The following is a 16288-nucleotide window of genomic DNA, read 5'->3' as shown; positions in this document are numbered from 1 at the left end:
GGAACAAACCCACTGGAGCACCTAGTCCACTGTGGACGATTCGGCCCGGACGAGCAGCCACGCCGGGATCAGCACGATCGCGGTGATCCCGGCGATCCACCAGTGGGCGTGCGCGATGACCGCCGTGGTCCCCGGAGCGGCGGAGACGAGCACGGTGAGGATCGAGGTGCCGAAGGATCCGCCGATCCGTTGGAGCATGGCGAAAAGGGGCATCGCGTGGGAAATACGGTCCCGGGGGACCGACACCAGCCCCGCGGTGAGCGCGGGTGTGGTGGTCAATCCGATACCGCAGCCGCGGACGACCTGCACGGCCGACAGCCACCAGTAGCTGTCCGATCCGGTGAGCAACGCCAGCGGCACCGTTCCGGTGATCGTGACGATCAACCCGGCGAAGATCACCCGCGCGCCGCCGATCCGGTCGGTCAACCTGCCCGCGAGCGGAAGTGCCAGCACCGTGCCGAGTGCCAGCGGCGCGGTCAGCAGTCCGGTGGCGAGGAGGCTCTCGTGCCGGACTTCGAGGTAGTACAGCGGCAGGACGATCATCGCCCCGAACGACGCGACCCCCATGCCGAAGACGACGGCGGCGGCCGAGGAGAACGCGCTGCCGCGGAACAGCCTCAGATCGAGTAGCGGGGCTCGTGACCTCAGCGCGGTGACCGCGAAGACGGCGAGCAGGACACCGCCCGCGACCGCCGGGACGGGGGCGGCTTCGGCGAAGCCGTACACGAGCAACGGCAGACCGGCCACGGTGAGAGCCAAACCGCGCCAGTCCAACGGCTGAGCGCCGACCGGGTTCTCCCTCGGCAGCCACTTCCGGCCCAGCAGCAGGCAGAGCACGGCGAGCGGCACGTTCACCAGGAACAGCCACGGCGCGCCGAACCGCTCGACGAGCACACTGCCGGACAGGGTGCCGAGCACCGGTGCGAGGTAGATCGGGATGCTCAGCACGGCCATCATCCGGCCGAGCCGCTTCGGCCCCGCCGTCACCGCGAACAGGATCTGTCCCGCCGGAACCAGCAACCCTCCCGCCGCGCCTTGCAGAACACGGAAAGCGATCAGCGCCTCCATCGACGTCGCCGTCGCGCAGAGCGCGGAAAGCCCCGCGAACAGGCCGACGCACACCAGCCAGACCCGGGTCGTCCCGAAGCGGCGGCACGCCCAGCCGCTCACCGGCACCATCGCGGCGAGCGCGAGCAGATAGCCGGTGGCGATCCACTGGGCGGTACCGAGCGACGCCCGGAACCCGGCCGCGATCGTGCCGAGCGCGACGTTGACGACGGTCGAGGTGAACATCGACAGGAAGCCGCCGAGAGTCAGGATCGCGGCCATCCCCCACAACCCCGGCGTGATCCGGTCTTCACAGGTACTTCCGGTCATCCGATCACCACTTCTTATCGTCGTTAAGATCTTAACACTGATAAGATTCGCCCGAGTTGTCAAGTCCGACACGGACCGGCGAAGGTGTGCGCATGGTCGTGAGACGGGATGGCTACGTTCGAGCCGCGCTCGAACTCCTCGACGAGGTCGGGCTGGACGGATTGAGCCTGCGCAAGCTCGGGGAGAAGCTCGGCGTGCAGGGTCCCGCGCTGTACACGCACTTCAAGAGCAAGCAGGCGTTGCTCGATCAGATGGCCGAGACCATGCTGGAGGATCAGCTCGCCCCGCTCGACGATCCCGCGGCGATGGAGGACTGGGGCGAGTGGCTGGCCCGGCGGGCCCGCACCATCCGCCGCACCCTGCTGTCCTATCGGGACGGTGCCCGCCTGCACGCCGGCTCCCGGCCGACCGGCCGTTCGGCGATGACACCCCTGATCAAACCATTGCGGCAGGCGGGTTTCACCGAAGAAGACGCGACGCACGCGATCCTCGCGATCAGCCGGTACACCCTCGGTTGCGCGATCGACGAACAGCAGAACACCGACGGCGACCACGAAGAGGATCCGGCCGCCTCCTTTGAATACGGCCTCGCGCGCCTGATCGCCGGGCTCCGCGCCCGGCCGGCTACGCAAGTAGGTGACTAATTGCGGGGTCGGGACCAGAGGTAGCGCCGCTCGGGCCGCCCCGTCCCGCCGTATTTGAGGGTCACCTCGGCCTTTCCGGTCGCCACGAAATGCTCCAGGTACCGGCGCGCGCTCACCCGCGCGACGCCGGTCGCCTCGGCGCATTCGCTCGCGGACATCCCGCCGGCCGCGCCCCGTAGCGCGGTCTCCACCAGCCGGGCGGTCTGGACGGTGAGCCCCTTGGGCAGTACGGGTTTCGCGCTCGGCCGCGAGCCGAAGACCTGGTCGACGTCGGCCTGGCCCGCCTCGGCCAGCCGGTCCAGCCGCTGGTGCAGCGACGCGAAATGGGTGAGCTGATCCCGCAGGGACGCGTACTCGAACGGCTTGATCAGATAGTGCAGGACACCGCCCCGCATCGCCTGCCGCACGGTCTCCACGTCGGTCGCGGCGGTGATCAGGATGACGTCGACGTCCTCGGTGGCGCGCAGCTCACGCAGCACCGAAAGCCCGTCGAGATCGGGAAGATAGACGTCCAGCAGCACCAGATCCGGTTTCAGCTCCCGCGTCAGGCGGAGCGCGTCGGCGCCGGTGTGCGCGACCCCGACCACGGCGAAACCCTCCGTGCGCGTGACGTATCCACTGTGGACTTTCGCGACCATGAAATCGTCGTCGACGACGAGGACCCGGATCATCGCGGCAGCCTCGCCGTGAACACCGCGCCGCCGGAGTTGCGCACCTCGACGGAACCGCCCCGCCGCACGCACGCCTGCCGGATCAACGCGAGCCCGAGACCACGCTGGCCGTGCGCGGCGGCCTTCGTGGTGAAGCCGTGCTCGAACACTTCTTCCGCGATCTCCGGGGCGACTCCCGGCCCGGAGTCGCGGACCTCCACCCGCACTTCGTCCTCCTCCTGCCACACGCCGACCTCGATCCAGCCACGCTCGCCGCCCTGTTCGGCCGAACTCAGCGCGTCCAGCGCGTTGTCGACGAGATTTCCCAGCACTGTCACCAAATCCGTGGAAAGACCGTCCTCGACCCGGTCGAGTTCGCTGTCGGGGGCCATGCGCAGGCCGACCCCGCGTTCCGCGGCCAGCGACGCCTTCGCGATCAGCAGGGCGGCCACCGCGGGGTCGCCGATGCGGGAACCGACCTCGGCCCGCCACTCCCCCTGCGCCGAGCTGATCCGGCTGACATAGCCGCGAACCTCTTCGTACTCCCCGAGTTCCAGCAACCCGGAGATGGTGTGCAGCCGGTTGCTGAACTCGTGCGCCTGCGCCCGCAGCGTGTCGGTCGCGTGTTTGCTGGCGTCGAGTTCGTCCCGCAGGGTCATCAGGTCGGTGCGGTCCCGCAGGGTGACCACGGCGCCCCGCACGTCGATCGGCATCCGGTTCAGCGTCAGTACCTTCCCTTGCCGCAGCACGATCTGGTCGGCGCCGGTCGCCCGGCCGGTGAGCAGGTCGCGGATCCGTTCGTTGAGGTCGAGGTCCTCGACCGACCGGCCGACGGCGTCCGACGGCAACGCCAGCAGCTCGCGGGCCTGATCGTTCACCAGGGTGATCCGGTGCTGCGGGTCCAGGCCGACGACGCCCTCCTTGATGCCGTGCAGGAGCGCCTCCCGGTTCTCCACCAATGCGGTGATCTCGTGCGGCTCCAGGCCGAGCGTCTGGTTTTTCACGCGCCGCGCCAGCAGCAGCGAACCGCTCACGCCGATCACCAGCGCGACACCCAGCACCCGCAGGGCGTTGTCCGGCGAGTCGAGCACCCCGGCGAAGAAGCCGGGCGACTTCGAGCCCACCGCGACCATGCGGACCACCTTGCCGCCCTTTTCGTCGAGCACCGGGACGTGCGCCACGATCGACCCGTCAAGTTCGCCGACCCAGGACCGTCCAGAGAGGACGGTGCTCTCCCCGATGTCGAGCAGCGTCCGCACCTGACCCGGATCCGGTGACGCGAGCACGGAACGGTCCGCTCCGGCGATCACCACGAAATCCACCCCGGAGAAGCTCCGCGCGGTCTCCGCGGGCGCGTTCAGTTCGAACGGGCTGTTCGAAAGGTCGCCCACGACCCCCTGGGCGGCGACACTCTCCGCGACCGAAAGCGCCCGGCGTCCCTCGGTCGTGCGGAAACTGTTCCCCGCCTGGACGACGGCCAGCACGCCCACCGCGCACAGTAGGCAGGTCACGACCACGAGTTGCCACACGAGGAGCTGGCGGGCCAAGGAACCCCGAGCACCCATCGCCACCTCCGCGTGACCAAAACGACCACAACAACCATTGGGCCCGCAAGCGGGACATCCCTGTGCGCACGAGTGCACCATGTCCCACCACGCGGCAGAGAGGCAGGGATCACAGTGAAGCCCAGTAACTGGCTGGCCATCGCGGCGGCGCTCGTCGCCGTCTTGCTGGTGCCACCGTTGCTCACCCCGGGCAGCGAGGCCGACGAGGGCTCGCAGATCCGTTCGTTGCGGGTGCTCGTGCCCAACGCGCCCGGCGGCGGTTACGACATCACGGCGCGCACGGCGACCAAGGCGATGGAGGACGCGGACCTGCTCGGCAACGCGGAGGTCTTCAATCTCCCCGGCGCCGGTGGCACGGTCGGCCTCGGCCGCACGGTGGCCGAACGCGGCAACGGCAAACTCGTCATGTCCATGGGGCTCGGCGTGGTCGGCAGCGTGTTCACGAACAAGTCGCCGTCTTCGCTGCTCGACACCACACCGGTGGCGAAGCTGATCGAAGAGTCGGACATCGTCGTGGTCGGCAAGGACTCGCCGTACCGGAACATCGGTCAGCTGGTCGAGGCGTGGAAGAAGGATCCCGGCGCGGTCCAGGTCGGCGGCGGTTCCTCCCCCGGCGGGCCGGACCACCTGGCGCCGATGCTGATGGCGAAGGCCGTCGGCCTGACGCCCAAGGCGGTCAACTACGTCCAGTTCGACGGCGGCGGCGAGCTGCTCGCGTCGGTCCTCGGCGGCAAGGTCGCGTTCGGGGTCTCGGGGGTCGGCGAGTACCGCGACCAGATCCAGGCGGGCACGCTCCGGGTGCTGGCGGTCACCAGCGAAAAGCGGATCCCCGGCATCGACGCGCCGACGCTCGCGGAGTCCGGTGTGGACGTCAAGTTCACCAACTGGCGCGGCATCGTCGCTCCGCCCGGCATCACCGAGGCGGACCGCGCGAAGCTGGTCGGCCTGTTCGACCGGCTGCAGAAGACGCCGCAGTGGCAAGAGGCCTTGCAGCGCAACGGATGGACCGGGGCGTTCGCGCCGGGGGAGCAGTTCGGTTCGTTTCTCGAAGAGGAGAACACTCGAGTGGCAACGGTGCTGAAAGAGCTGGGTCTGGCATGACGACCACGTGGCTGAAGGAGCGCTCCGAACTCGGGGTGAGCGTCGGGCTCGTGGTACTCGGCGTCCTGGTGCTCACCGACGCGCTGAGCATTCCCGCCGACTTCGCCCAGCGCGGTCCCGTGGGGCCGAAGGCGGTGCCGATCCTGGTCGGCTCGCTGTTGGTGATCGTCGCCGTGCTGCTGGCGCGCGACGTGCTGCGCGGCGGCAAGGGCGAGGCCGAGGGCGGCGAGGACATCGACCTCGCCGCGCCCGCCGACCTGCGCACGGTCCTGGTGCTGTGCGGTGCCTTCCTCGCCAACGCGGCGCTGATCGGCCTGGTCGGGTTCCCGATCTCGGGCGCGATCCTGTTCTGGGGCGCGGCGTACGCGCTCGGCAGCCGCAACCCGGTGCGTGACCCGCTGATCGCGGCGGGCCTGTCCGTCGCGACCTTCCTGATCTTCAACAACCTGCTCGGTGTCCCGCTCCCCGGTGGCCCGTTGATGGAGGTGTTCTGATGCTTCAGCAGCTCATCGACGGCTTCGGTACCGCACTGACGCCGACCCACATCGCGATGGCGGCGATCGGGGTCCTGCTGGGGACCGCGATCGGCGTGCTGCCGGGGATCGGCCCGGCCATGGCGGTGGCGCTGCTGCTCCCGGTGACCTACGGGCTGGAGCCCACCGGCGCGTTCATCATGTTCGCCGGCATCTACTACGGCGGGATGTTCGGCGGCTCGACGACGTCGATCCTGCTGAACACCCCTGGGGAGAGCGCGGCGGTGGTCGCGGCCATCGACGGCAACCCGATGGCCCGCAAGGGGCGCGGCGCGCAAGCGCTTGCGGCGGCCGCGATCGGGCATTTCGTCGGCGGCATCCTCGGCACGATCGCGCTGGTCGTGCTGGCCCCGGTGATCGCGAAACACGCCGTCGACATCGGCGCGCCGGATCTGTTCGCGATCATGGTGCTGGCGTTCATCGCGGTCACCTCGGTGCTCGGCAGCTCCCGGATCCGCGGGGTGGCGTCGCTGCTGATCGGGCTCACCATCGGCCTGGTCGGACTGGACGAGATGACCGGCCAGCAGCGGCTGACCTTCGGCTCGCTGCATCTGGCCGACGGCGTCGACGTCGTCATCGTCGCGGTGGCGCTGTTCGCCGTCGGCGAGTCGCTGTGGGTCGCCGCGCATCTGCGGCGCACCGCGTTCGAGCCGATCCCGGTCGGCAGGCCGTGGCTTTCGCGCGCGGATCTGAAGCGGACGTGGAAGCCGTGGCTGCGCGGGCCGCTCATCGGGTTCCCCTTCGGCGCGGTGCCCGCCGGTGGCGCGGAGATCCCGACGTTCCTTTCCTACGTCATGGAAAAGCGGCTCTCGAAGCACAAGGACGAGTTCGGCAAGGGCGCCATCGAAGGCGTCGCGGGCCCGGAAGCGACGGCTTCGGCCTCCGCCGCCGGGACGCTGGTCTCGATGCTGACGCTCGGCCTCCCGACCACCGCGGTCGCGGCGGTGATGCTCGCGGCGTTCCAGCAGTACGGCATCCAGCCGGGTCCGCTGCTGTTCGAACGGGAGTCTTCGCTGGTGTGGGGCCTGATCGCCTCGCTGTTCGTCGGACTGACGCTGCTGCTGGTGCTGAACCTGCCGCTGGCGCCGCTGTGGGCGAAGCTGCTGCGGATCCCGCGGCCGTACCTCTACGCGGGCATCCTGTTCTTCGCCAGTGTCGGCGCGTACGCGGTCAACGCGGACATCTTCGATCTGCTCGTGATGTTCGTGATCGGCCTGATCGGCTTCGCGATGCGCCGTTACGGCCTCCCGGTGCTGCCGGCGATCATCGGCGTCATCCTCGGCCCGGCCGCCGAACAGCAGATGCGGCGCGCGCTGCAACTGAGCGACGGCAGCCTGAGCGGATTGGTCGACACCCCGTTCGCGATCGTGGTCTACGTGATCATCCTGGGAATCGTGTTCTTCCCGGTGCTCAAGCGGTTGCTGCCTTCCCGTCCCGCCGAGGCGGAACCGAAGGACGAGGTGGACGGCTGACCCGCTGACCGGGCCCGGCTTACGTCAACGAGAGCCGGGGAACGCCGGCGACGGTGTGCCTCACTCCGCTCGCCTTGCGGGGGCCGATCGGCCTTGTTCTGGACATCGCTTGCCACCTCCACTGAAGGTAACGAAAAGATAACGGCGAGATCGCTTTTTGAACCGTGCTCACTTCGGGGCCGTTTCAGCCAACACGGAGTCAGTGACGTCGGCGGTGCCGGCGCCACCTCCCCGGGCTCCGGGCAACGACACCGAACGAGGTGAACAAGTTCATGCCCCGCAACCTCAAAACCGCCGGTCGCCACCGCATGGCACGACGCACCAAGGTCGCCACCGGCGGCCTCGCGCTCGCCCTCGCCGTCGGCGGGATCGTCGTGGTCACCACCACCGGAACCCCCGGCGCGGCCAGGGCCGACGGCGCGGACAAGTCGTTCTTCATCGACATCACGAAGGTCCCCCGTGGCACCAACGTCAACCTCGGCCTCGCGAACCGAGGCGCACGGGGAACGTTCACCGTGGACTGCGGCCGCAACGAGAACGGCCACTTCAACGGCGACAACTTCATCGCCCAGCCCGGTGTCCGCAATGGAGCCGAGCACCTCCACGACTACGTCGGAAACCTGTCGACCAACGCGGATTCGAACAACAAGAGCCTGTTGCGTGCGGGCACGACCTGCAAGAACGGCGACAAGTCCGCGTATTTCTGGCCGGTCGTCCGGATCAACACCGAGGAGAAGGAAGAGAACGAGGCGGCGAACGAGGAGAAACTCGCCGCCGACCGGGCGAACGCGGTCGAGGACGAGGCGGGTGCCCAGGTCGACTGCCCCGACGTCGCCAGCGAACTCGACGAACTCAGCGAGGTCCCCGACCAGGCCATGCCCGCGGTCGACGAAAACCTCGACCAGCTCGACCAGGACTCCGACAACGCGAACAACCAGCTGGCGCAGGGAAAACAAGCGGACCGGGTGCTCGGCGAACTGAAGAACGAACGCAAGCCGTCGATTCGGAAGATCACCGACACCCTGCGTCAGGCGGGCAAACCGGTCGCGAAGAACGAAGACCAGCTCGCCGGTTGCGCGGTGAAGCAGAACGGTGAGGGCGGGCTCGACAACGGCGGCGAGAACAGCAACGTCAACGCCGCCGGCGACGCCGAAAAGAAGAAGTCCGACGGCAAGGCCGCGGACCTGCCCGGCGCCGACGACAACAACGAGATCGGCGACAACGAAGGCGAGATCCAGCGCGCCGAGAAGGTCGACCTGACCTTCACCAGCGGCGGTGCCCGCCGGGTGGTCGCGATGCCGAAATTCCTGCGTGTGCTCTACGGCGACGCCAAGCAGAGCACCAACGGCCCGGCCAACGCACGGCCCAGCTGGACCTGCACCGGCTTCGAGGACCGGCTCACCGAGCTGTACCCGATCTGTCCGCAAGGGAGCAAGGTCGCCCGTATCCACGCCTTCCCGAACTGCTGGGACGGGAAGAACACCGACAGCGTCGACCACCGCACGCACATCGTGTTCTCCGACCGCGAGGGGAGATGCCCGCGTGGCTTCAAGAACGTGCCACAGCTGAAGATCACGCTGGTGTACGACATCCCGGCGGACATCCAAGCGGCGGGCCACTACGCGGTCGACGCTTTCGCGCAGGAGAAGCACAACCCGCGCTCCGACCACGACGACTTCGCGAACGTCATGTCGCAGCGGTTGATGAACCGGCTGGTGAAGTGCGTCAACAGCGGAAAGCGCTGCCGTCAGTGACCCGGATCGCAAGTCCGTGAAGGCCTCCTCGATGGACCCAGGGTCTCTCAAGGAGGCCTTCACGGACCGGGCAGCGAGGGGGCGCGGCGGGGATGACCCGCGCCCCCACCCCCCGCGCCGGGGGTCCGGTTCCCGACCCGGCGTAGGGGTACCGGGCCGGGAACCGGCGAGCGATACGGTTTTCCCTCCCTGGAAACCGGACCGCCCGGTCTGGGTCAGGCCGTCGTGGACAACCGGCTCACCCGGTCGAAGACGAGCGGCACCGCGACAGCGGGGTTCAGTTCGGCGAGGACCGCTTCCGCGTCCAAGCCCGGCAGGTGGATCCACGCGCTGTCGGCGAAATCCGGGGTCGTGACACTGATCCGGGCGCAGCGGGCCGGCGGGACCAGCGCGACGCCGAACGGCTCGACCACGTTGCGCCACACGGATTGCGAGACGATCATCCCGGCGCCGAACTTGTCGCCCGTGGGGTCCGACCGGCACCAGTAGCCCACGGCGTCGTTGAAGGTGGCGGCGCACAGCAGCCGGGTCAGCGTGATGTACGTGCGGTGGTAACGGTGGTTGTCCGCCATCGGTCCCATGTGGACCGCCACCCGCGCCCGCATCGGGACCCTGGCGTAGCGGTTGCGGGTCCGCAGCAGATGGTCCAAATGGAACACGACCTCGCAGAGCTGGCCGACGGCGTGGTCCGGATAGGCGACCATCAGCCCGTCCCCGGTCTCCCGGAAATGACGCGCTTCCCCCGGAGCGAGGCCGACCGCGGTGAACGAGCGGGAAACCAGCGTTTCCATCTCGTTCTTCATCGGGTCCAACAGGTCGTCACTGGCCTTGGACGAACCGACGATGTCGACGGACAGCACGGCGTGGGTGTGCGCGTTGTAATGGCCTGAGGTCAGCACCTGCATCTCTGCGACCCCTCCCCTGATCGGTGAAAACTGGCGGCAGAAAGCAGTCTTCCCACTCCTCACGGGAAGTTCTGTTCGGAACCGAACAAAACGTGACGTCGCGCCGATCAGCGCCAGTGAGCTAAGTCACACCTTTTTCCGTGATCACCCGCAACGCCTCGCGGTCGAGGACGGTGATCGCGCGGCGCGAACTGGCCACCACTCCCGCCTTCCGGAGCTTGTCCAGCGCCTGCGCGACCATGGTCCGGCCCATCGGGATGAACTGCGCGAGTTCGTCCTGGCTCAACGGGATCCCGATGCGCCAGCCGGCGGGTGTCCGGATGCCACAGACGTCGACGAGGTAGTCCAGCCGCGTCGCGACCCGCGCCACCGCCTGCGGTTTCCAGGACTGCGTCCGCTGCCGCTGGGCGAGCACGAACCGCCGGGCGACGCTGACGAGCACCTCCCGCATCGCCGCCGGATGATCCAGCAGGAACCGGTTGAACTCGCTCGCCGCGATGCGCCGGACGTGCACTTCTTCGATGGCGACCACGTCGGCCATCCGGATGCCGCCCGCGATCACCGCGATTTCGCCGTGCAGATCGCCGGGCACCCCGACGTCGAGGATGACCGTCGCGCCCATCCGGTCGGCGCTGGTCACCTTCACATATCCGTGCCGCAGCAACATGACGAAATCGCCGGGCTCCCCCGACCGCATCAGCGCCTGTCTGCTCTCGTAGGTCTGCGGGGTGCCCATCTCCAGCAACCGGGCACGGACGGGTTCGTCCAGCCGCTCCAGGAACGGACGTTCTCTCTCTTCGGCGGCCTCCGGGCCCAAACCCACGAAACACCCTCCCAGGCAGTCGTGAACACCTATCGCGGAGAGTAACCGAATCGGCCACCCGATCCGGCGGCGGAACCGTCGTGCGTGGTGAAGATGCCCAGGCGGACCAGTTCCGATCTGATCCACTCGGCCAGCCGGTGCAACGGTCCGTCTTCGGCCTCGACGAAATAGCTGTCCACGATCTGGTGTCGCCTATCGGCGTGCTTCGCCGCATAGAGCAGCGCTGACCGTACCTCCGAAACCTTCAGCGGAGCGACCTTGATTCCCGGAGCGGGCCGCACGGTGCTCTTGGCGGCCATCACCGCCAGCACGGCTTCCTCCAGGCTGAACCGGTGCTCCACCGGCACGACCACATGTTCCACGCCCTCGACAACGCGGCGCCCGATCAACGGCATGCTGCCAGATCAGCATGACGCACGGCCGTAGTCTGTTCGGCACCGAACACTCACCCCGGTTCGACCGCCGTGATGGCCTCTTCGAGCGTTTCCCGGTACAGCCGTAACCGCTCGACGAGCATCACCGGATCAGGGTTCTCGTCCCGCGCGTGTCGTTCCAGCTTTTCGGTGGTCTGCTTCACCGTCACCCGCAGTTCGACGACTCCGGGAGTGTTCCGGCCCTTCCGGCTCTCCAGTTGCGTCACCGCCCGCCGGAAGACCGCCACGAGCTCCGTCTCTCCCGGCCGCACCGCTTCGATGGCCGTCAGCGCCCGCCCGAGCAGGCTGAAGTGGTCGTAGGCGGAGACGGGTTCCGGCGCGCGGACCTCCCGCAGCGGCCTCGGTCGCCTGCCGTTCATCACGAAGAACGCGGTTTCGGCCGGGATCAGCACGGCCAGCACGGCCACCGCGCCGAAGAGCCAGGCCGCCGGATGCGGAGAGGTCACCGCACGGCCGATCAGCCCGGCGATCAGGCCGAGCACCACCGCGACGACGTGGAACGGGCGATTGTCGTGCTCGGCCATGTCAGAAGTTGCTGAACACGTTGACGAACATCTTGTCGATGCCGTACGGGTCGACGGCCTGGTAGCCGCGGGCCTTGGACTTCTGCGCGATCTCGTCGAGCACCCGGCTGTCCGCCTCCGCGCCGTAGGCCATGGTGAAGATCCGGACGGAGTTGTCCAGCCGCTCGGCGTCGACGTTCTGCAGGACCTGTTCCCTGGTCCCGAGCTCGGTGTTCTCTCCGTCGGTCAGGAAGACGACGGCGTTGATGAGGTTCGGGTCGAACTCGCGGCGCATCTTTTCGTTGGCCGCGATCACGGTCTGGTACAACGCCGTATTCCCTTTCGGGGTCAGGTTGTCGACGAGGTCGAGCATCGGGCCCCGGACGTCCTTCACCTTGCCGATCGGCATCTTTTCCTCATACCGGTCCGAGAAGGTCCACAGCCCGACCTCGTCCTCGGGATGCAGGTACCCGAGTTGTTCGCGGATCGCGGGTTTCAGCAGGGCGATCCGGCTTTCGGAGTACGGCTTGTCCTTGCGGTTCTTGTCGAACGGTTCGTTCATGGAGCCGGAAAGGTCCAGCACCAGCAGGATCCGGCCGCGCCGCTGCGTGTACTCCCAGCCGTCCAGCATCTTTTGGATCTGGTCACCGATGGGGATCTCGATGGGCCGGGGTTCAGGGACCCCTTCGGTGTGCACGCCCTTGGCCAGCTTGTCGTTCCCGCGGCCCGCCGGGTCACGGAAGCCGAGGTCCCGGAACCGTTCCTGCTGCGGAGGCTGCCGCAGGAAGTCGTAGAAGTCCTTGGCCGCCGCGCGCTGTTCCGGCGACGCCTTGGCGGTGGTCAGGAAGGGATGATCGATCAGCATCGTCCCCTCGCTCGGGTGCACGGCGACGAGCGGCCGGTTCAGCGGGGCGGGATCCTTCCGCAGCCGTTTCGGATCCCCGGTCGGCGCGCCGTGGTTGTACAGGTAGACCATCTGTTCCTGCATCGCCATCGCGCTGATGTAAGGCGTGGGCTTCTTCTGGTCCTCTTCGTACAGCGTCTTCAGGAAGGCCACCGAGTCGTCGCTGTAGTAGGCGACCGAGGCCTCGATCCCGCGGACGAACTGGACGGTCTCCGCCGTGTCGATCTTGCCGTAGTCGCCACCCGTCGCCGCGAAGTAGGTCGCGATGGTCGCGGCGAGCCCCGAGGTCGACCGGCGCGGATTGTCCTTGCCCAGCGTGAAGTTGCCCCACTTCGCGTTCTCGGGAGCGGTGGAGGCCCAGCCGCCCTTGCGGTTCACTTCGAGGACGTCCCGCCAGCCGATGCCCTTCGACGGCCAGCCCATGGCCCTGGCCATCGGCTCCGGCATCGCGATCACCATCGGGCTCGTCGCGAGCGAGGTCTTCGGGCCGCTCGCGATCAGGTCTCCTTTGCCGCGCTGGCGCAGCAGATCGAGCCACAGCGAGGAACTCGGCAGCCAGACCTGGGGTTCGGGTTGCCGCTCGTCGATGTCGTTCCAGCCCTCGGCGAGGAGATCGAGGGTGGCCCCCGACGTCTTCTTGAACGCCTCCACCTTCGCGCACCGGTTGCCGTCGAACGTCCGGCCGGTGCCGTTGTACCGCTCGGCCAGTTCGGCGATCAGGTCGCCCTTCTCCGTGGAGGAACTGGTGACCAACCGGACGCAGTCGGTCCTTGCCGCGTTCGACGGCGCGGTGACCGTGGTCGCGAGCAGAACGATCACCAGCGTCCCGACGAGCGCGCCGAAGACGAGCGAAAGCCAGCCTGATCTCCGCATGCGCCGCCCCCCTAGCCGTTGTAGCGGGCAAGTGTAGCTACAACGCGGTTCCCGGTTCCGTCTCCTCGGTCACGAGATCGTAGGTTTCGAAACTGAAGCGGGCGAGGGTGCCCACCCAATTCCGATAGACCTCTAGATCATCGAAGGATTCGGCGTCTAGCCGCCATTCAGGTGGAAAGGCGCCGGACAACGATTCCCCGGCGGAAAGGGCGGCGAAAGTCGAGCGTGCGGCGTCCGGATCGGCGACCAGCAGGGTCAGCAGGACGAGCACCGCGCGATAGGGACCGCCGACGAACCGGGTCAGTTCCGCGTCGGGGATGCCGATGCGGACCAGCCGGTAGAGGTTGACCAGTTTCCGGATCTCGCGCGGCGTGTTCAGCCTTTTCCGCAGCGAGTGGACGAAAGCGCGTTCGACCTCGGTGAGCCGCAGCCGATCCGGCCGCATGTTGTAGAACGTCGGCGGGGCCGTTTCCTCGACGACGACCTCCGCCGTCTCACCGCGTTCGGCCCGGTCCCCGTCCTCCGGCCATTCTTCGTATTCCGACGCCGCCGGTTCCGGTGCTTCGATGGGCATGAGGGTGTCGATCAGTTCGTCCGCCGCGGCACCCATCGGGCGCAGGGCGAACACGATCTGGAAGATCTTGTCGAGGTATTCCGCCTGCCGTGCTTCCCCGGTGCCGAACAGCTCTTCGTGGTGCTGGTCGAGGCAGCGCCGCAACCACCGCGGATCGACGGCCACCACCACGACGAACGCGGGCAGGGCCAGCAGCAGGTGCACCGCGGCGAGCACTTCGATCACCTTGGCCGGCGGGCAGCGGTCGAGGTCGTCGATGTAGAGCACGATCCGTTCCAGCGGCGGCCGGCCGGCGCCTCCGGCCAGTTGCCATTCCCGGCGCGCTTCCGCCAGATCGGTGCTCAGTTTCACGAGATCTTCCCGGACGCGCGCGAAAACCCCTTGGTCCCCGTATCTGCCGGTTCTCGCCTCCTCGATCAGTTCACCGAGCCGGGTGGCCGCGTCCAGCCGCCGGAGCCGTTCCTCGGTTTCCCGGACCTCGGTTTCGAACCGTTCCGCGCGTTTGTCGACGTCGAATCGCAGTTTGTCCAAAGTGGACTTCACCGGCGCGAGAGCCGCCTTGGCGGTGGTGAGCGCCGGGGTCAGCACGGCGCCGAGCGCGACGACGGCACCCGCCACGGCGAGGATGGTGTTGTGCCACAAGGCCCAGCCGGTGATCGCCGCGGTGATGCCGAGCACCCCGGCGACCGCGTAACCCGCGACGGTGAGCCTCCGCCGCCGGCGTTCCGCTCGGTCCACTCCGGACACCAGGAGCCGCCAGCGCCAGGTGAGCGGGGAATCCGCCTTGACGGCACGGAGGCCGGCGAGCCGGGTCCGCAGTTCTTCGCGTTCGGCACGGACCTCGCCGGCGTCCGCGTGTGTTTCGGGCGCGCCCAGGTTCCGGAACAGGTGGTCCACCAGCCCGACCCACAGATGGTCGTCGTGGTACTGCCAGGCGTTGAACCGGATCTGCCGGATCTCACCGGCGAACACGCTGTTGGCGGCGTCGCCGCGGGACCGGCGGGCCAGTTCGGCCACCCGGTCGCTCACCTGCCGTACGAAACTCGATTTGCCGGAACCCCACGGGCCCAGCAGCGCGACGCACAACGGCGGACTGGTCTCCCGGTCGGCGATGACCGCGGCGAGGGTGCGCACGTCGTCGTGGAAACCGATCAGGTCGACCGGGCTTTCGACGTCGGGCGTGATCCTCGGCCGCGCCCGGCCCGGTTTGGGCTCGACGAAACCGGTGCCGTCGATCTGGTTGCCGAAGCGATCCCACACCCGGATGGTGCGGTCGTCCCCGACCGTGACGATCTTCTCACCGCCCGCGGTGCAGGTGATCGCGCGGACGTTCCCCCGGTGTCCCTTGAGAAGGGTGTAGCCCGCCGGGTCGTCGATCTCGCGGACGCGGACCTCGCCGTCGGAACCGCCGGAGAGGACCAGTTTGCCGTCCGGACTGAAGGCCAGTGCCCGCACCGCTCCGCCGTGCCCTGGGAAGACGAGGGCCGGCTCGCCCTTGCGCCCCCACAACCGGACCGTCTCGCCCTCGCCGGAGAGCACGTGCCCGCCGTCGGCCGAGATCGCGACCACGTGGACCGCGCCCACACCGCCGAACCGGTAGTGGGAAACGACTTCCTTGTCCCACAGCCGCACGCCGCCGGTGTCGTCCCCGGCGACGACGACCCGGCCGTCCGGGGTCACCGCGACCGATTCGATCTCCGGGCCACCCGTGCGGAGCCCTCGCACCGTCACGCCGTCCAGCCGCCGGACCTCGACGGTGCTGCCCGTGCCGGAAACGGCGAATTCGTTCGCCAGCGCGACGGCGACGGTCCGCTTGGTGGTCTGGACCTCCGGGGGCTGTGCCTCGCGACCGGCGATCCGCCAGCGCCGCACCGCCGCCCCATCGCAACCGACCACGTGCTGACCCGAGATGCCCACCGCGAGCACCGGCCGATCGTGCCCGCCGAAGGTGAACCGGAGCGCGCCGGTCTCCAGGTCCCAGACCCGCACCGTCCCGTCCGCACCCCCGGTGACCAGCCTGTTTCCCCGCACCGCGACGGCGAGGATCGGTTCTTCGTGTCCGGTGAAACGCGCCGTGGTCATAACCGCACAGTCTTCCGGTCGCGTCAAGATCATGGTTAACGACAGGCGACTATCGGCGGGTACCCCGAGCGCCTCGAAAGGGTCAAGGTCGACA

At 68.4% G+C, this 16288-nt stretch carries 14 protein-coding genes; 5 read left to right on the top strand and 9 right to left on the bottom strand.

Annotation, left to right across the window (positions count from 1 at the left end; all coding sequences use genetic code 11):
* Nucleotides 1-21 precede the first annotated feature (21 nt).
* Nucleotides 22-1377, bottom strand: coding sequence for a DHA2 family efflux MFS transporter permease subunit (locus tag P3102_RS06535; RefSeq protein WP_276367368.1), 1356 nt, complete (start codon nucleotides 1375-1377; stop codon nucleotides 22-24).
* A 92-nt stretch (nucleotides 1378-1469) separates the two neighbouring features.
* Here P3102_RS06535 and P3102_RS06530 point away from each other — a divergent pair, with 92 nt between their 5' ends.
* Nucleotides 1470-2021 (top strand): TetR/AcrR family transcriptional regulator C-terminal domain-containing protein, encoded by a 552-nt coding sequence (locus tag P3102_RS06530; protein ID WP_276367366.1) that lies wholly within the window; start codon nucleotides 1470-1472, stop codon nucleotides 2019-2021.
* Here the strand turns inward: P3102_RS06530 and P3102_RS06525 are convergent.
* Together P3102_RS06525 and P3102_RS06520 are read right to left on the bottom strand one after the other, a co-directional pair.
* Nucleotides 2018-2692, bottom strand: coding sequence for a response regulator (locus P3102_RS06525; RefSeq protein WP_276367364.1), 675 nt, complete (start codon nucleotides 2690-2692; stop codon nucleotides 2018-2020). The two genes, P3102_RS06530 and P3102_RS06525, sit on opposite strands and share 4 nt — an antisense overlap.
* Complete coding sequence (locus P3102_RS06520) at nucleotides 2689-4236, bottom strand: sensor histidine kinase (RefSeq protein ID WP_276367363.1); 1548 nt, start codon at nucleotides 4234-4236, stop codon at nucleotides 2689-2691. The genes P3102_RS06525 and P3102_RS06520 overlap by 4 nt, the downstream gene beginning before the upstream one ends.
* A 132-nt stretch (nucleotides 4237-4368) precedes the next feature.
* Here P3102_RS06520 and P3102_RS06515 point away from each other — a divergent pair, with 132 nt between their 5' ends.
* The 4 genes from P3102_RS06515 (at nucleotide 4369) to P3102_RS06500 (ending at nucleotide 9096) form a co-directional block, all read left to right on the top strand.
* The gene (locus tag P3102_RS06515; RefSeq protein ID WP_276371020.1) at nucleotides 4369-5337 is read left to right on the top strand and encodes a tripartite tricarboxylate transporter substrate-binding protein; all 969 of its coding nucleotides are present in this window, start codon (nucleotides 4369-4371) and stop codon (nucleotides 5335-5337) included.
* Nucleotides 5334-5831, top strand: coding sequence for a tripartite tricarboxylate transporter TctB family protein (locus P3102_RS06510; RefSeq protein WP_276367361.1), 498 nt, complete (start codon nucleotides 5334-5336; stop codon nucleotides 5829-5831). The genes P3102_RS06515 and P3102_RS06510 overlap by 4 nt, the downstream gene beginning before the upstream one ends.
* Nucleotides 5831-7342 carry a tripartite tricarboxylate transporter permease gene (locus P3102_RS06505; RefSeq protein WP_276367360.1) on the top strand — a complete coding sequence of 504 codons (1512 nt, stop codon included), beginning with the start codon at nucleotides 5831-5833 and terminating at the stop codon, nucleotides 7340-7342. The genes P3102_RS06510 and P3102_RS06505 overlap by 1 nt, the downstream gene beginning before the upstream one ends.
* Nucleotides 7343-7650: 308 nt before the next feature.
* On the top strand, nucleotides 7651-9096 hold the full coding sequence (locus P3102_RS06500) for a DUF1996 domain-containing protein (RefSeq protein ID WP_276371018.1): 1446 nt from the start codon (nucleotides 7651-7653) through the stop codon (nucleotides 9094-9096).
* 215 nt (nucleotides 9097-9311) lie between these two features.
* Here the strand turns inward: P3102_RS06500 and P3102_RS06495 are convergent, their stop codons facing one another.
* From P3102_RS06495 to P3102_RS06470, 6 genes are all read right to left on the bottom strand, one after another.
* On the bottom strand, nucleotides 9312-10001 hold the full coding sequence (locus P3102_RS06495) for a hypothetical protein (RefSeq protein ID WP_276367358.1): 690 nt from the start codon (nucleotides 9999-10001) through the stop codon (nucleotides 9312-9314).
* A gap of 121 nt (nucleotides 10002-10122) precedes the next feature.
* Complete coding sequence (locus tag P3102_RS06490; RefSeq protein ID WP_125785789.1) at nucleotides 10123-10824, bottom strand: Crp/Fnr family transcriptional regulator; 702 nt, start codon at nucleotides 10822-10824, stop codon at nucleotides 10123-10125.
* A gap of 29 nt (nucleotides 10825-10853) precedes the next feature.
* On the bottom strand, nucleotides 10854-11219 hold the full coding sequence (locus tag P3102_RS06485; RefSeq protein ID WP_007034234.1) for a hypothetical protein: 366 nt from the start codon (nucleotides 11217-11219) through the stop codon (nucleotides 10854-10856).
* A 50-nt stretch (nucleotides 11220-11269) separates the two neighbouring features.
* Nucleotides 11270-11782, bottom strand: coding sequence for a hypothetical protein (locus P3102_RS06480; protein ID WP_276367352.1), 513 nt, complete (start codon nucleotides 11780-11782; stop codon nucleotides 11270-11272).
* A gap of 1 nt (nucleotide 11783) precedes the next feature.
* Entirely contained in the window at nucleotides 11784-13538 is a 1755-nt protein-coding gene (locus tag P3102_RS06475) for a substrate-binding and VWA domain-containing protein (RefSeq protein ID WP_276367351.1), read from the bottom strand.
* A gap of 37 nt (nucleotides 13539-13575) precedes the next feature.
* A complete protein-coding gene (locus tag P3102_RS06470) occupies nucleotides 13576-16194 on the bottom strand; it encodes a P-loop NTPase fold protein (RefSeq protein ID WP_276367349.1) in 2619 nt (872 codons plus the stop codon).
* Nucleotides 16195-16288 lie beyond the last annotated feature (94 nt).

Origin of the sequence: Amycolatopsis sp. QT-25, assembly GCF_029369745.1 — a bacterium.
Classification (GTDB): domain Bacteria; phylum Actinomycetota; class Actinomycetes; order Mycobacteriales; family Pseudonocardiaceae; genus Amycolatopsis.
Note: the sequence above shows the minus strand (reverse complement) of the source record. Positions and strands in the feature narration are given on the sequence as shown.

What these genes read in the sequence shown, in the direction of transcription:
- P3102_RS06500 (WP_276371018.1), top strand. Translation starts at nt 7,651, where the DNA reads ATGGCACGACGCACCAAGGTCGCCACCGGCGGCCTCGCGCTCGCCCTC.
- P3102_RS06525 (WP_276367364.1), bottom strand. Translation starts at nt 2,692, where the DNA reads ATGATCCGGGTCCTCGTCGTCGACGACGATTTCATGGTCGCGAAAGTC.
- P3102_RS06480 (WP_276367352.1), bottom strand. Translation starts at nt 11,782, where the DNA reads ATGGCCGAGCACGACAATCGCCCGTTCCACGTCGTCGCGGTGGTGCTC.
- P3102_RS06495 (WP_276367358.1), bottom strand. Translation starts at nt 10,001, where the DNA reads ATGCAGGTGCTGACCTCAGGCCATTACAACGCGCACACCCACGCCGTG.
- P3102_RS06470 (WP_276367349.1), bottom strand. Translation starts at nt 16,194, where the DNA reads ATGACCACGGCGCGTTTCACCGGACACGAAGAACCGATCCTCGCCGTC.
- P3102_RS06535 (WP_276367368.1), bottom strand. Translation starts at nt 1,377, where the DNA reads ATGACCGGAAGTACCTGTGAAGACCGGATCACGCCGGGGTTGTGGGGG.
- P3102_RS06505 (WP_276367360.1), top strand. Translation starts at nt 5,831, where the DNA reads ATGCTTCAGCAGCTCATCGACGGCTTCGGTACCGCACTGACGCCGACC.
- P3102_RS06510 (WP_276367361.1), top strand. Translation starts at nt 5,334, where the DNA reads ATGACGACCACGTGGCTGAAGGAGCGCTCCGAACTCGGGGTGAGCGTC.
- P3102_RS06475 (WP_276367351.1), bottom strand. Translation starts at nt 13,538, where the DNA reads ATGCGGAGATCAGGCTGGCTTTCGCTCGTCTTCGGCGCGCTCGTCGGG.
- P3102_RS06530 (WP_276367366.1), top strand. Translation starts at nt 1,470, where the DNA reads ATGGTCGTGAGACGGGATGGCTACGTTCGAGCCGCGCTCGAACTCCTC.
- P3102_RS06485 (WP_007034234.1), bottom strand. Translation starts at nt 11,219, where the DNA reads ATGCCGTTGATCGGGCGCCGCGTTGTCGAGGGCGTGGAACATGTGGTC.
- P3102_RS06520 (WP_276367363.1), bottom strand. Translation starts at nt 4,236, where the DNA reads ATGGGTGCTCGGGGTTCCTTGGCCCGCCAGCTCCTCGTGTGGCAACTC.